Genomic DNA, 14,190 nt, shown 5'->3' with positions numbered 1-14,190 from the left:
AACAGCGAAGAAAAATAATGAAAGGATCCGCGAAAAGATCCCCGGTGTTGAAAACGGAGCAAGCGAGATTTTGCTTACTCCGGCAAGAAAAGTATTCGTTTATAAAAAATTAGCGCTTTGCTCACAGCCGGTTGCACTATGATCATTGCCTGGAGAGCTGATCCGGATATGATCATAATCAAAACCTTGAGTGACGGTTTTCATTTCCCTTTCAAAATCATGGGCAATTTTGCTGATTTGATGGCCTTGCTGTTCCAGGGCATCAAAATCCTGCTGATGCTCGGCAATTAATTGATTTAAGGCATCAACAGCAACTTGCTGCTGCGCTAGATAACTCTTATCTATATGCAGGTTATTTTCATCCTCTTGTACCGCCAGCACGCTCAGCTGTTCAATTTGTTGAGAATAATCATCAATTTTTGCTGAAATAGCATTTATCGGTAATTCCAGGGAAGTCATCAGGGTTTCTTGCTGCTGTAACTCCTGATGAAGCGTTATCAACTCAGGAGTCATCGGCAAGGTTTTTACCAGCTGGCAATCTTTTAATAAATTAAGGCTATAACCCGTATCTGTTTCCTGCCCCGCCTGGCTATAACCGGTTAAGGCCGCAGTGAGCCCTAACGTTAATAACAAGATCACCGGTACTTTTTTATTTAATCGTTTCATGTCTCTTCCCCGACTTGGTTGCTAGTTTTATCCGCTAATAAATTAACTGATAACTACTAAGTCGTAAGCCGGGGAAAAAAGTTTGTTTTTCTCCGAACTTTTTATTCTTGCGCCGTGCCGGGCAGGCGCTTACCCGGAAGCAGCTTTTCTCCCCAGTTATATATTGCCAAACCCGACATCACAAATACCGCCCCGATGATCAGGTTGGTACTCACGGTTTCATTATTGAGATAAGCCCCTATGGATAAAGCGATCACCGGCGTTATCATGGTAATCAAGGTAACGGTACTGGCGCTTAATTTTTGCAACACATAATAATAAGCGACAAAACCTATCAGGGAGCCAAACACGCCCAGATAAAGGATCGCCCACAAAGATCTCGCCTGCCATTCGTGCACCGGCATAGTACCGTCCAGCACCAGCCAGGCAAGCAAAAACAAAGGAATCGAAACCAGCAAAGCCCCCACGGTAGTCGCCATCGGGTGAATCGCCACTTTCACGCTTTTTACCAGCACCGCACTCAGGCTAAAGAAAAATACCGCCAACAAGATAAAGATCAATCCCAACGGATTTTGCTCCGTCATCGACAGGTTATCCGAGCACACCAGGGCCAGGCCGGATAAAGAAACCAGCATAGCCAATTTACGCGTACGGCTGAACTTTGCTTCGTTAAGGATTTTTTGCGCCAGCAAACCGGAAAAAACCGGTGATAAGCCAAAAATAAGCGACATCATACCCGAGCTGATATAAGCCGCCGCCATATAAGAAAACAGCATACCGCCAAAAATACCGAGCGCCGAAAACCAATAAACCTTCATCGCCTGCTTATTACCCGGTACCGACATCCCTTTAAATTTGAGCAAGGCGAGTCCTAAAACCGCGGCAATCACCATGCGCATCAGTACCGCTATGGTGGGACTGACAGTTTCGCTGCTCCAGACGATTCCCAAAGGTGTTGTAGACCAGATTAATACAACGGCAAAATATGCGGCTGGTACTGACATGTTATTTTTCCTTTTCCTTAGTTGAACACATTAAGACACGGTAAAGGTGCAGTAAGAAAAGTTGCGGAATTTAAAGAGAAAGGACAAACACCGCAGTTTTACTTGCTGCGGCTTGGGGTTGGCTAACTAGATTAGCACTTTCTTCCCGCCACAGAGCAATTCTGCCATTGGACATTACCATTATTGGTAATATTCAGGCAGACCTGGTTCGGTTGTGACGATAAGAGCATAAAGTTCATGGTAACTAGTTGGCGCAGTATTTTAATTAATAATCTTGTTTATTTTACCCCAACATCTTGCCCTTAAGCTTGAGTCGAGTCAACAGGAAAAAAACAATAAACCCTCAATTCATAAAAACATCATAAAACGCCGTCATAAAAACCAAAAACCGGTTTTCTGCCGGACAAAAAAAGCCTATGATAAAAATGAAAAAACACACGTACCTCCACTGTATTTTCACTTACACTTTTACCCGAAAAACCCAGGAGCTTGCCTATGCTGACCGGCCTGCATCATGTTGCCATCATCTGCAGCGATTATGAAAAATCCAAACATTTTTATACTGAGATTTTAGGGTTAAAAGTTCTCGCCGAAAATTACCGCCAGCAGCGGGATTCCTATAAGCTGGACCTGCAATTACCCGACGGCAGCCAGATAGAATTGTTCTCTTTTAAAAATGCACCGGTAAGGCCCAGCTACCCGGAAGCCCGGGGATTAAGGCACTTAGCCTTTGCCCTGGATGATATCCAGGCCTTTATTCAGCATCTGGCAAAATACGGCATCGAAACCGAGCCGGTCAGGGTGGATGAGTATACCGGCAAAAAATACACTTTTTTCAGCGATCCGGATGACCTGCCGCTGGAGTTATACCAAAGGTAGCCGGCAAGCCCCTATACCCGCCGGCAACTCCAGGCTGTGAAACAGCCCGCCAGGGATGCTCAATGCTCTAGCTTGTCCCGAGCCGCCTGATACCGCCCGGGCCTGAAGTGAAACGCTTTCACCAAACGGTTCCAGGAATTTATCTGGGTGATGGCCAAAGTCAGCTGGGCAATTTGCTCGAGTGAAAAATATTGCCTGAGCTCATCAAACTCCAGCGTTTGCTGCCCGGGATTTTTATCGAGTTTGGTCACGGTTTCCGCCCAGGCCAGCACTGCCTGCTCCCGGTCACTGTAATAGTCGGTCTCGCGCCAGGCGGCCACCGAATGCAGGCGCACATCCTCTTCTCCCCCGGCAAAGGCTTCTTTAAAGTGCATATCAAGACAATAGGCGCAGCCGTTTAATTGCGAAACGTAATAACGCATTAAATTCAGCAACTTTTCATCAAGGCCGCTTTGCTTTAAATAGCTTTCAATTTGCATCATAGCGCCGATAAGCTCACCGGGCACTTGCTGATAAGAGATTCTTTCTTCCATTTTATTTCCTTTTACTGACAAGCGATAACAATCAAGCGCATTGTTACCCATTGCGACATTCGCTAGAATCCCCTTCAAAACCAAAACAGCTTTGCATATTTTGCAAAAATAATTTAAAACAAACACAAGAAAGCACTCAACCGCCTCCGGCGGCAACTATTTCATCACAAAGGCGAGGATGCTTATGCTGGAGTTAAGCCGAATTTTTATTAAAGTGATCGAAGCTGGCAGCTTTTCCAAAGCCAGTTTGCTGCTGAATATGGCCCCTTCCTCCATCAGCCGCAAGATAGATAAGCTGGAATTGCTGCTCGGGGTCAACTTGCTTAACCGCAGTACCCGGCAACTGAGCCTCACGGCCGAAGGTCTGCAGTTTATTGAAGGAGCCGAAAAATTAATTCAGGATGCCGATGCCCTGACGGCGGCTTTAAAACCGGAACTTGTTGAAGCCAAGGGGGAGCTGAAAATTTCGGTATTCGAGAGTTTTGGCCGCCTGCACTTGACCCCGATATTGGCGGACTTCCTGAAAACTTATCCTAAAGTAAACATCATCCTGGATCTGGACAACAAACCGGTGGACCTGCTAAGCGAAAATGTTGATTTGGCCATCAGGATAGGCAATCCAGTCGACTCCGGCCTCAAAGGCAGATTATTGCTGAAAACTAAGATGCAGCTATGCGCTGCCCCTCAATATCTTAAACAATATGGCCAGCCGCAAGTACCCGAGGACTTAAGCCGCCACAACTGCCTGCTGCTGGACAGACACAGGCAAAAAAACTACTGGCAGTTTTGTAAGGACAAACAGCTCACTAAGGTTGCTGTTAACGGCAATTTCAGCACTAAAGGCGGCAGCCCTTTATTACAGGCGGCCCTGCAAGGTTTAGGCATAGTGCAGCTGGCAAACTGGATGTTGTTTGACGTCCTGGCCGAACAACAATTGCAGCTCTGCCTGCCAGAGTGGCAAACGGTTGTTGATGACCAGCACTGCGGGGATATCTATGCCCTGTATAAGGGCAGTAAATATCCGAATCCGCTGCTGAGATTGTTGATTGATTTTATTGTCGAGCATCTGCCCGGCCGTCTGGCCAGCTGAGCTTAGCACAGGTATTAAGCACTTTTCGGCATATGGAGATCCATTTGCGGGAAAGGAATAGAAATGGCTTCCTGATCAAAGCGCAATTTCACCGTTTCCGTGATTTCAAACATCACGGTCCAGTAATCTGCGGTTTTCACCCAGGGACGCACCACAAAGTTTACGCTGCTGTCGGCTAACTCAGACAGGGCAACCGTCGGCGCGGGCTCTGCCAAAACCAGGGGGTGGCTGTTAACAATATCGTTAAGGACCGCTTTGGCTTTTTTCAAATCATCGCCGTAACCTATGCCAAAGACCATATCCACCCTGCGGGTTTCTTTGGCGGAGTAGTTCACAATATTGCCGCCGTAGATATCGCCGTTAGGCACTATCACTTCTTTATTGTCCGTGGTGCAAATGGTCGTGGTAAAGATATGAATTTCTTCCACTATGCCTGAGATACCTGCGGTTTCAACAAAATCCCCGGCCCTGAAAGGTTTAAACACCAGCAACATGACCCCGGCAGCAAAATTTTGCAGCGAGCCCTGCAAAGACAAGCCGATGGCAAGACCTGCGGCACCCACCAGGGCTACCAGAGAAGTGGTATCTACTCCTAACTGATCCAGGGCGGCCACCACCACAAAGAGCAATAACACGGTGTTGAGGATCACCAGCAGAAAATTACTCAGCATGTCATCCATTTTCGACCGGGCAAAAACCTTACCGGTCAGACTGACGATAAATTTCACCAGCAGACGACCAAGAATAAAAATCACCAGGGCCATCACAATATTGATACCCCAGGGCAAGACATAACTGTCCATCAGGGTATCCATTTCAGGTAACTCAAACATATTTATTACTCACAATATAATGATTATTAAGAATTAACGTTAAAAAAGTGGCACTTACGCCGCCAGGCCCCTTAACAGCAGCTCCATTTCAGAACAACCTGAGTTATTTTTCCCTGCTCATATCCTGACAGCGTAAATGGAACTTTCATTTACGCTGCGCTCAACATATCTTACCCAGGATAGCAACCGCAGATCAGCAATAGCCCTGATTTGAAATTTTCACTAAAGAGAACTTTATAGCCACTTGATTTACAATATAAAATATAGCGTTGAATTTTATAACATCAAACAGGCAACTACAAAATTTATTCTATGATGCAAACAGCAAATACCAGGCAGTGCCCCTTTTGCCTTAACAACAATTTTTGCCAGGCACAGACAGACCATCATTGCTGGTGTTTCAGCGCCGAAATCCCTGAAGGCTTACTGCGATTGTTGCCGCAGCAAACTGATAAGAGCTGTATCTGCCCTAGCTGTATTCGCGCCTATCAAGACGATCCGCAAGCCTTTGCAGTAAAATATCCACAGTGCTCCCTCCCCGGCCGATAATGGCACCGGCACTTATCCTTAATTGTCATTAAAGAGACACCTCACTGTCACTTAACTGTCAACTGCTGCTTCTATGCTCGTCAATAATGAGACTGCATTGGAGGCAGGGCTATGTTAAGTGACTTGTATCAATATGATTTACGCATGTTATTATGGTGTCAGAAATCCCGGTTTTATCCGCAATTCATCACTTTCGTCCGCGGTGTCTCCCGCAGCGGCGACGGCTATTTGCAATTAAGCCTGCCCCTGGTTTACTCTCTGTTATATCCCGACGATGGCTGGCAATTTATGTCCCTGATTTTAATTGCTTTTAGCATCGAAAGACCGTTATACCTGATACTAAAAAACACCCTGAAACGCCGGCGCCCGCCACAGGTGGTGGCCCATTTCACCAGTGTTGTCGCCCCGGCCGACCAGTTCAGCTTTCCGTCCGGCCATACCATGGCAGCTTTTTTACTGGCCGGCATTGCCCTGGGTTACCTGGGGATGATCGCCCTGCCCCTATATCTGTGGGCTTTTGCCGTCGGCTGCTCACGTGTGATCTTAGGGGTGCATTTTCCTTCGGATATACTCGCCGGCGCCTGCTTAGGCAGCACTCTGGCGCTTGGGGTAAGCCAGTTATTCTGATCCTTAACTTTAACCATTAGCCAAGGCAAAGCATGAAAGTACTTTATGGCATACAGGCAACCGGCAACGGACATATTTCCCGCTGCCGCATCATGGCAAAATACCTGAAACAACAAAATATTGATGTCACCTATTTGGTTTCCGGCAGGGCAAAAGAAGATTTGTTCGATATGGAAGTGTTCGGCGATTTTCAGCACCGTCAGGGCTTAACCTTTGTCACCAACCGCGGCAAGGTAAATTATGCCGCAACCGCGGTGAATAATAACCTGGCGCGTTTTATCCGGGATATCTATGCCTTAGATCTGGAACCTTATGATGTCATTATCACGGATTTCGAACCTGTCACCGCCTGGGCCGGCAAACTCAGGAATAAAACCGTGATCGGCATAGGCCACCAGTATGCCTTTGGCGACAAGACCCCGGTGGCCGGAGCCAACCCGATCGCCAAAATGGTCATGAAATACTTTGCCCCCGCCAGCATCAGCGCCGGCCTGCACTGGTATCCCTTTGATGACACCATTTTTCCCCCCATCATAGACACCACACTGCTCCCGGGCGAGCAAGACGGCAGCATCCTGGTTTACCTGCCCTTTGAAGATCAGCAAGATGTCACCCGGTTACTGAGCCAATTTAGCGGCCAGGAATTTATCCTCTACTCCCCCGAGCTTGAGGATAAAACCCTGGCCAATGTCAAACAAAGGAAAACCTGCTATGCCGGTTTCAAACATGATCTCACCAAGGCCCGCGGCGTGATCTGCAACTCAGGTTTTGAACTGATCAGCGAATGCCTGCACCTGGGCTTACCGATACTGACAAAACCCATCCAGGGACAGATGGAGCAATTATCCAATGCCATGAGCCTGGAAAAACTCGGGTATGCCCGAGTCATGCACACTTTGGACGGTGACACTATCGAGCACTGGTTAACCCGGCTGAAACCTTGCCAGCCCCGCCATTTACCCGATGTTGCCAAGGCCCTGGCCAGCTGGATTGCCTCAGGCGACTGGCAGCCGCCGACAAGTTTAGTCGAACAAATCTGGCCGGCAACAGATTAGCTTAACTCAGTCAGGAAGGCTCCGGGCATCCTCTGCACAGCGGGTGAAGCAACTGCTTCCCTGCTATGCTAGATAAAGAGCCTAATAACATCCCGTCAGTAAAGATGAAACTGGTACTTGTCCTTTTAATGCTATTTTTTTCAGGCAAAATAACTGCCGAAAACCTCAGGATCATATCAGTGATCGAACCACCGGCTAATTATCTCACCCCCTGGGACGAGCCCGACGGATTTGCCACAAACATCATCCAAGCCATGCAAAAGAAACTCGATGACAGCACCCAAATAGAGTTTATCCCCGAAGTGCGTGCCTTACGCCTTGCCAGGCAAAAAGCCAACATTTTATTGTTTAGTTTTTCAAGAACCCCGAAAAGAGAGCACTTATTTCACTGGATTGGGCAAGTGCAAACCAAAAAGTGGCATGTCATTTCTTTAAAGAAAAATCAGCTGAAAATAGAGAGCCTGGATCAGCTTAAAGCCTTGCCTTCCATTGGCGTCGTGCGCGGCGATGTCAGGGAAGAATGGCTGGCCGAGCAGGGATTTAACAATCTCTCGGCAGTTGCAAGCCATGAACAAAATATCAGGCGGTTATTAACCGGCAGGGTTAGTTCGATATTATATGAACTGCAGGGATTGTTGCATTTAACCACCAGCCTCAAACTGGACCGGCAAGTATTTGAGTCGGTATACGTCGCCAATCAATCGGATGTTTATATTCTGATGTCAAAAACGGGAACTTCCCCTGATTTGCTGCACAGGTGGCAACAGGCATTTTCACGGCTGCAGCAAAGCGGCGAACTCAAAGCAATCGCCCTAAAGTGGCAAACCCGCCTGCGCAGCAAACAAAATATCCCCAGTGAAGTGATCAATAACATCTTAGTGTTTTAGACGTTCCGGTTTCTCCCTTGCAAAAATTTGACAGTACCCGGCCCAGATTTTCGAAAACACGGCTCCTGAGCTATAGTTGATCAATCAACGGCCGCATTTTAGGTTGTCACATGAATTTTAGTAGTATCCGGGTACGTTATACCGCCACTTTCTGCAGTATCGCCGCATTTTTTATCATCCTGGTCACCATGAATTTTTTACTGGTGGCAAAAACCGAAAAAGTCATGGTGTTGTTGGGGCAGAATTTTAATCCCGCCATTTCTGCCGTTATCAACGCCGACCGGGACCTTTATCAGGCCCGTGTCGCCGAGCTGCAAATACTGGTGACAACACCCGGCAGTGACTTGGCAGGCAAGCAGTTCGAATCCTATCAGGAAAATGCCAAACAAGCCGGTGACCGCATGGCAAAATACAAGCAGCTGCTATCTATGTATCCGGATATACTGGCTAAACTCAGCCGCTTTGATGCCACTTACCGCCAATGGAAGCAGGAGTCGGGCAAGGTATTCACTTTAGTCAACCAGGGCCAGAGCGATGCGGCAAGAAAACAAAGTGAAACTGGCTCGAAGCAGGCCTTTGATAGCCTCAGGGACTTTTACAACATTGCCGGGGAACTTGCCGATGAGAAAAGCCTGACCTTAAGTGAAGACACCATCACATCCGTAGACAGCCAGCAAAATGCCCTGCTGATCATCAGCTCGATCGTCATTATCTTTACTTTAACCGCCGGTATTATTGCCCCCAAAGCCATGGCAGACGCCCTGGAGCATTTGTCCTCTGAGCTTAAGGGACTGAATCAGGGGGACGGCGACCTGACCAAACGCATCAACAGCGACCGAAAAGATGAAATAGGCCTGGTGGCCGATGACTTTGACGAACTAATCAATGGCCTGGCACAGCTGATAAAGTCTATCGTCGGACAGTCTTCCCAGGTGATCACGGGAGTCGATCAGCTGGATAAGGGCGCCGGCAATATCAAAGAAACAAGTTTGCACCAGCTAGAGTCGGTGGAAATGATAGTCACCGCCGTTAACCAGATGTCATACGCCATCAAGGAGGTTGCCGAAAATGCCCAGAAAACCGCCGGGGAAATCCAACAAGTCAATGATCTGACCCATGAAGGCAAACAGGTCACACAAACCACAGTAGCAGAGATCACCGCTTTATCTGAGACCGTCGCCAATGCCACCCAGGTAATATTAAAACTCTCGGAAAATTCCACCGATATTGCTTCTGTGCTTGGGGTGATCCGCGGCATCGCAGAGCAAACCAATTTATTAGCCTTAAATGCCGCCATTGAAGCAGCCCGTGCCGGAGAGCAGGGCCGGGGTTTTGCCGTGGTAGCGGACGAAGTACGCAATCTTGCCAGTAAAACCCAGCAAAGTACCGAAGATATTCAAAAAATGATAGAAGCCTTACAAAACGGGGTCAATGAAGCCGTCCAGTCCATTAATACCGGCAATGCCGCCACCCAGTCGACCGTGGAGCTGTCACAAAAAACGTTAACCGCTTTAGACGACATCAGTGCCGCTGCCATGCGGGTGGCCGATGTCGCCGCGCAAACCGCCTCGGCAACCGAGCAGCAAAGCCAGGTTACCGAAGATGTCAGTAAAAACCTGACCATTTTATCGGATCATACCCGGGGCAACCATGAATGCGCCCAGGAAAACGGCGAAATGGCGAGCAGCACTATGCAGCTCGCCACCACCTTAAGCGATTCGGTAACCCGCTTTAAGCTTGATTAACACAGCCCGGCAGACAGGATTAAAGTTTTGCCAGCTTCATTTGCTGGCCTTTTTCCCGCTTAACATAGGCCAGCCATTGTTTCGCCATTTTCTGGCTTTGCCCGGATTTTTCAGCAACATTCTGCGCACTTTGCAGTGCCAGGATCGCCTGGTCATAATTTTGCTGATTAAACTGCGCCATGCCCAATACCAGGTACATATTACTTTCCTGGCTTAACTGGCCCCGTTCAAGGGCTTTTTCCGCACTGGTTATCGCTTGTGGCCATAACTCCAGGTTCAAATAAGTCTGGGCCAGCTTTTCATCAAACTTGCCGTTATCGGCAATCTCCGCCGCTTTTTTCAGCACAGGAATGGCTTTTTTATCTTCTTTAGCCTGCATATAGGCTTGTGCCAACAAATCCAGGTATTGGGTTTGGGCAATGACATCGCCTTTTTCAATTGCCTCATCAAGCAATTTCGCTGCTTTATAAGGCACGCCATGATAAAGGTAAAGTTGTGCCAGGGAGATAATATCGCTGGATTTAGCCACGTAACCGGCTTGCCAGGCGGCTTCCATCACCGCCAGTTGTTTCTTTTCCTGCCCGGTTTCACCGTACATGCCGCCAAGTTGCAGCCAGTATTCGGCCTTATCGTAATAGCGCACCAGGGCTTCCATGACTAAGGTGACTTTATCGCTTTGGCCCAGCTCATAATAAGCCGCCCTTTGTAATACCAGCCAGTTTTCTTTCGGAATATCGCCTGCATTTTCCGTCCCGGCAATAGCCAGCTCGATATAACCAAGGGCGCCTTGATACTGCTTAAGCTGGAAATGTACCTGGGCCAGCAAAATTTGCTGGTTTGCCGTTAGCGGCTTGCTGTTGGCTGCCTGCCATTTTTCCAGCCAGGCCAGGGCTCCGGCATAGTTCTCTTGCTGCATATTGAGCTGTGCCAGGGAGTAACTGGTGGAGAGCAATAAAGACTCGGGGATCTGCTGCTCTTTTACCACCTGCTCAAAACTGGCAATGGCAGCCTGGATATCATCACCGGCGTAATGCATAAAACCGTAAAAATTAAACAGCATCGCCTTTTCATAACTGTTTAAACTGTCGAGGCGATCTTTAACCTTGTCCAGCACGGCAAAACCCGATACGCGGTCGCCTTCATCCGCCAGTTTTTGCGCCCGGGCCAGTTGACTGTATACCCTATCGCGCATCGCCGGCACCTTCACCGATTTTTTCTGCTTGGCAGCTACCGGCTCAGCGGCCTGTACCTGCCCGGCAATACCGGAGATCGCAGGCGCGGTAAACATAACCCCGGCGGTTAACAGCATCAATAAATGATTTTTTACGTTCATTACCATCTCCTACCCGTCTATCTGGAACGTGATTTTATTTTGTACCCCGGCAACTTCCATCGCCACTCCGTCGACTACCCGGGGTTTGTATTTGAATTTAGCCGCCGCATCCAGCGCCGCCCGGTCAAAAATATGCTCAGGCTGGGCCTGGACCACCACAGGATTGATCACCGAGCCGTTTTTACTGACGGTAAACTCGACAATCACAAAACCTTCGATCCCCCGTGCCTGGGCACGGCGCGGATAAACCGGCGCGACTTTGACTATCGGCAGGTAATCGCCGTCGCCGCTTTCAAGACTCAGCCCTTTCGCCAGGCTCATATCCGCCTGGATATCGGCGCTAAAGCTGTTGCTTACCGCCGAGGCATTAGGGTTGGCCTGCTGCATCTGCGGCGGTGCCATCGGTGGTGGTGGCTCTTTCGGCTTGGGCGGCTTTTGCGGTTTACGCTCTTTCTTGACGATATCGGGCTCTTTTTTCAGGCGGATAAAGTCAAGCACATTACCTTTTGGCGGCTCGGTCAGGGCGTTATTGCCGCCGGTGATCAGGGTTTGCATTCCCCACAGCAACAAAAAAGTTACCCCTAAAGCCAGCAGGATTGCCGTGATATAACGCATGAATTAAGCCTCTTGCGCTGCAATGGAAACATCAAACACCCCGGCAGCCCGGGCCGAGTCCATTACTTTGATCAACACATCTGTGGTGGCTTTTTTATCCGCCTGAATGACAACCGTACCCTGGGGGTTTTCTGCCTTTAAGCGCTCGATATTGGCCTGGACCGCACGGATATCGATGCGGCGCTTGTTGATCCAAATCTCGCCTTTATCACTGATGGCCACCAGGATATTGGCCCGCTCTTTTTTCACTGCGGTCGCCGCTTCCGGACGATTCACCTCAATACCGGCTTCTTTGACAAAAGAAGCGGTAACAATAAAGAAAATCAATAAGATAAATACAACATCCAACATAGGGGTCATGTTGATTTCTTCGTTTTCTTCCTGCTCCTGCAGCATTTTATTTAATTGTGAACGCATAATCTTTACACCTTATCTCACTTATCACCTGTGCTTACTCACCCCCTTAAGGGCTTAGTGAGCCACCGGCATACTATCCTCTAACAGTTCTGTTTCCCGCTTTGCCGTGCGCTGTAACCAGGTTGAAGCAAATACACCGGATAATGACGCCACCATGCCTGCCATCGTCGGGATCGTCGCCCGGGAAACCCCGGACGCCATGGAACGGGCATTACCGCTACCGGAAATCGCCATCACATCAAAGACTTCAATCATGCCGGTTACCGTGCCCATCAATCCCAGTAAGGGACACAACACCACCAGGGTCTGGATCAGCGGCAGGTTTTGATTAAGCTTGGCACTGCCCCGGGCCACCAGGGCGGTGCGTATTTGCTCGGCATACCAGGAATGCTGCTCACTGCGTGAAAACCAGGTTTGCTGCAGCTGTTTTTTCACCTTGCGGTAGCCGTAAAACACAAACATCAGGCGTTCAAAAATCAACAACCACATCACAAAAATAACCATGGCGATCACTGTCAGTACCTGACCGCCGGTATCCATAAACTCACGGATGGCATTCATCATGTCGATGAACATGATCATGGTTTATGCTCCTTTTTCCGCTTCTGCCCGCTCGGCAATAATGCCGGCGCTTTGTTGCTGCAAGATATTGATGATGTTACGGCTGCGGGTATGTAGCAGGGTAAATAGGAACACCATAGGAATGGCCACCACCAGACCCAATACCGTAGTGACCAGCGCCTGGGAAATACCGCCCGCCATCAGCTTAGGGTCGCCGGTGCCGAACAGGGTAATGGCCTGGAAGGTATTGATCATACCGGTAACCGTACCTAATAAACCGATCAGCGGCGCCACTACCGAGATGATCTTAATCAGGGTCAACCGGCTGGAGAGTTTCGGTACTTCTCTTAAGATTGACTCAGACAGTTTTAACTCCAGGGTTTCCGTGTCTATGTCCGGGTTTTGCGTTTTCACCAACATCACCCGGCCAAGCGGATTGTTGTCGGATGCGGTTTTTTCTTTTAACTGGCGACTGACTTTAGAGCCGACAATAAACAAGGTAATAAAACGTTCAAGCGCAATCAGCAAACCCACCAGGCCGATAGCTAAAATCACATAACCGACCGGGCCGCCCTGCTCAACGCGCTCCTGAGTATCGGGTGCCTGTACCAACAGACCTAGAATAGAGCCGCCGGTAGGGTCCAGGGCAAAAGGCGTGATAGCAGCAGGCGCTAAAGTGACCTGCTCGGCAGTAGCCAGGTAACGGTCGGAAGGTTGGCGGATAAGCTCGGCAATAGAGCCGGTTTCATTGATATATTCCAGGTATTTTCCCTGGCTTAGCAGGTTAAAGCCGCCGACCCGGGTCACTTCGCTTTGCTTGCGCTCGCCGTTGGCCAATACAATCTCGGTGGTAAACTTGGCGACTTTGCCGCTTTCGGTCATTTCACGTTGTAATTCAAACCATAAACGTTCAATTTCTTCGATAGACGCCAGCTTGGAGCTTGAGCCCATGCTTTTCGCCAACTCATCCATAAACACATCACGTCCGGGAATTTGCGCAGAAACTACCGAAGTTTGAAATTTGCTCTTGGTATCACCGGCGACCTGCTGCAGTACACCAAACAGCTCCTTAAGCTCCCCCATGCGTTTATTCAAGGCATCGCTTTGGTTGGCCAGTTTGATTTCATTGTTCTGGAAATCCTGCTCCAGGCGGCTACTCAGGGCGATTTGCTGATCCCGGGTATTTTTCGCCGAGGTTAACAATTGATCCTGTTGGGAGAGTTTGGCTTTAAACTCTGCTTCCCTTCGCTGATTTTGTTCGCTCTGGGCAATCTTGCCCTGTTCCAGCTGATTAAGCAGCTCGTCTAAATTGGCCGCCTGCTGGGCATAACTCAGGCTTGTTGTTACGGTCAGTAATAAACCGGATACTGTGTTGATTATTTTTTTCATCGTTGAT

At 48.8% G+C, this 14,190-nt stretch carries 15 protein-coding genes; 6 read left to right on the top strand and 9 right to left on the bottom strand.

Features of this window, described 5'->3' with window-relative positions; all coding sequences use genetic code 11:
- Positions 1–99 precede the first annotated feature (99 nt).
- A complete protein-coding gene (locus tag QL234_RS02425) occupies positions 100–666 on the bottom strand; it encodes a hypothetical protein (RefSeq protein WP_281556263.1) in 567 nt (188 codons plus the stop codon).
- Between the two features lie 101 nt (positions 667–767).
- Complete coding sequence (locus tag QL234_RS02420) at positions 768–1,670, bottom strand: DMT family transporter (RefSeq protein WP_281556262.1); 903 nt, start codon at positions 1,668–1,670, stop codon at positions 768–770.
- Between the two features lie 495 nt (positions 1,671–2,165).
- Here QL234_RS02420 and QL234_RS02415 point away from each other — a divergent pair, with 495 nt between their 5' ends.
- A complete protein-coding gene (locus QL234_RS02415) occupies positions 2,166–2,549 on the top strand; it encodes a VOC family protein (RefSeq protein WP_281556261.1) in 384 nt (127 codons plus the stop codon).
- Positions 2,550–2,608: 59 nt separating this feature from the next.
- Here the strand turns inward: QL234_RS02415 and QL234_RS02410 are convergent, their stop codons facing one another.
- A complete protein-coding gene (locus QL234_RS02410; RefSeq protein WP_281556260.1) occupies positions 2,609–3,082 on the bottom strand; it encodes a carboxymuconolactone decarboxylase family protein in 474 nt (157 codons plus the stop codon).
- 184 nt (positions 3,083–3,266) lie between these two features.
- Here QL234_RS02410 and QL234_RS02405 point away from each other — a divergent pair, with 184 nt between their 5' ends.
- Positions 3,267–4,172, top strand: a complete 906-nt coding sequence (locus QL234_RS02405) for a LysR family transcriptional regulator (protein ID WP_281556259.1) — start codon at positions 3,267–3,269, stop codon at positions 4,170–4,172.
- Positions 4,173–4,186: 14 nt separating this feature from the next.
- On the opposite strand, the gene QL234_RS02400 is transcribed toward QL234_RS02405, so the two are convergent.
- Complete coding sequence (locus QL234_RS02400) at positions 4,187–5,005, bottom strand: mechanosensitive ion channel domain-containing protein (protein WP_281556258.1); 819 nt, start codon at positions 5,003–5,005, stop codon at positions 4,187–4,189.
- Between the two features lie 660 nt (positions 5,006–5,665).
- Here QL234_RS02400 and QL234_RS02395 point away from each other — a divergent pair.
- The 4 genes from QL234_RS02395 (at position 5,666) to QL234_RS02380 (ending at position 9,868) form a co-directional block, all read left to right on the top strand.
- Positions 5,666–6,181 carry a phosphatase PAP2 family protein gene (locus QL234_RS02395; RefSeq protein WP_281556257.1) on the top strand — a complete coding sequence of 172 codons (516 nt, stop codon included), beginning with the start codon at positions 5,666–5,668 and terminating at the stop codon, positions 6,179–6,181.
- 32 nt (positions 6,182–6,213) lie between these two features.
- A complete protein-coding gene (locus QL234_RS02390) occupies positions 6,214–7,236 on the top strand; it encodes an MJ1255/VC2487 family glycosyltransferase (protein ID WP_281556256.1) in 1,023 nt (340 codons plus the stop codon).
- Positions 7,237–7,415: 179 nt separating this feature from the next.
- On the top strand, positions 7,416–8,123 hold the full coding sequence (locus QL234_RS02385; protein WP_281556255.1) for a transporter substrate-binding domain-containing protein: 708 nt from the start codon (positions 7,416–7,418) through the stop codon (positions 8,121–8,123).
- Between the two features lie 110 nt (positions 8,124–8,233).
- On the top strand, positions 8,234–9,868 hold the full coding sequence (locus QL234_RS02380; protein ID WP_281556254.1) for a methyl-accepting chemotaxis protein: 1,635 nt from the start codon (positions 8,234–8,236) through the stop codon (positions 9,866–9,868).
- 19 nt (positions 9,869–9,887) lie between these two features.
- Here the strand turns inward: QL234_RS02380 and QL234_RS02375 are convergent, their stop codons facing one another.
- The 5 genes from QL234_RS02375 to QL234_RS02355 are packed head-to-tail and all read right to left on the bottom strand — an operon-like array spanning position 9,888 to position 14,183.
- The gene (locus QL234_RS02375) at positions 9,888–11,201 is read right to left on the bottom strand and encodes a CDC27 family protein (protein WP_281556253.1); all 1,314 of its coding nucleotides are present in this window, start codon (positions 11,199–11,201) and stop codon (positions 9,888–9,890) included.
- A 9-nt stretch (positions 11,202–11,210) separates the two neighbouring features.
- Positions 11,211–11,816 carry an energy transducer TonB gene (locus tag QL234_RS02370; RefSeq protein WP_281556252.1) on the bottom strand — a complete coding sequence of 202 codons (606 nt, stop codon included), beginning with the start codon at positions 11,814–11,816 and terminating at the stop codon, positions 11,211–11,213.
- A gap of 3 nt (positions 11,817–11,819) precedes the next feature.
- Positions 11,820–12,233, bottom strand: coding sequence for a biopolymer transporter ExbD (locus tag QL234_RS02365; protein WP_044832241.1), 414 nt, complete (start codon positions 12,231–12,233; stop codon positions 11,820–11,822).
- A 54-nt stretch (positions 12,234–12,287) separates the two neighbouring features.
- On the bottom strand, positions 12,288–12,815 hold the full coding sequence (locus QL234_RS02360; protein ID WP_281556251.1) for a MotA/TolQ/ExbB proton channel family protein: 528 nt from the start codon (positions 12,813–12,815) through the stop codon (positions 12,288–12,290).
- Between the two features lie 3 nt (positions 12,816–12,818).
- Positions 12,819–14,183, bottom strand: a complete 1,365-nt coding sequence (locus tag QL234_RS02355) for a MotA/TolQ/ExbB proton channel family protein (protein ID WP_281556250.1) — start codon at positions 14,181–14,183, stop codon at positions 12,819–12,821.
- Positions 14,184–14,190 lie beyond the last annotated feature (7 nt).

The sequence above is a fragment of the Thalassomonas sp. RHCl1 genome (assembly GCF_947387555.1).
In the GTDB taxonomy this organism is placed as follows: Bacteria; Pseudomonadota; Gammaproteobacteria; order Enterobacterales; family Alteromonadaceae; genus Thalassomonas.
This window is presented reverse-complemented; position numbering and strand designations above follow the sequence as displayed.

Coding starts and splice junctions, on each gene's coding strand:
- QL234_RS02425 (WP_281556263.1), bottom strand. CDS start 666: ATGAAACGATTAAATAAAAAAGTACCGGTGATCTTGTTATTAACGTTA.
- QL234_RS02420 (WP_281556262.1), bottom strand. CDS start 1,670: ATGTCAGTACCAGCCGCATATTTTGCCGTTGTATTAATCTGGTCTACA.
- QL234_RS02415 (WP_281556261.1), top strand. CDS start 2,166: ATGCTGACCGGCCTGCATCATGTTGCCATCATCTGCAGCGATTATGAA.
- QL234_RS02410 (WP_281556260.1), bottom strand. CDS start 3,082: ATGGAAGAAAGAATCTCTTATCAGCAAGTGCCCGGTGAGCTTATCGGC.
- QL234_RS02405 (WP_281556259.1), top strand. CDS start 3,267: ATGCTGGAGTTAAGCCGAATTTTTATTAAAGTGATCGAAGCTGGCAGC.
- QL234_RS02400 (WP_281556258.1), bottom strand. CDS start 5,005: ATGTTTGAGTTACCTGAAATGGATACCCTGATGGACAGTTATGTCTTG.
- QL234_RS02395 (WP_281556257.1), top strand. CDS start 5,666: ATGTTAAGTGACTTGTATCAATATGATTTACGCATGTTATTATGGTGT.
- QL234_RS02390 (WP_281556256.1), top strand. CDS start 6,214: ATGAAAGTACTTTATGGCATACAGGCAACCGGCAACGGACATATTTCC.
- QL234_RS02380 (WP_281556254.1), top strand. CDS start 8,234: ATGAATTTTAGTAGTATCCGGGTACGTTATACCGCCACTTTCTGCAGT.
- QL234_RS02375 (WP_281556253.1), bottom strand. CDS start 11,201: ATGAACGTAAAAAATCATTTATTGATGCTGTTAACCGCCGGGGTTATG.
- QL234_RS02370 (WP_281556252.1), bottom strand. CDS start 11,816: ATGCGTTATATCACGGCAATCCTGCTGGCTTTAGGGGTAACTTTTTTG.
- QL234_RS02365 (WP_044832241.1), bottom strand. CDS start 12,233: ATGCGTTCACAATTAAATAAAATGCTGCAGGAGCAGGAAGAAAACGAA.
- QL234_RS02360 (WP_281556251.1), bottom strand. CDS start 12,815: ATGATCATGTTCATCGACATGATGAATGCCATCCGTGAGTTTATGGAT.
- QL234_RS02355 (WP_281556250.1), bottom strand. CDS start 14,183: ATGAAAAAAATAATCAACACAGTATCCGGTTTATTACTGACCGTAACA.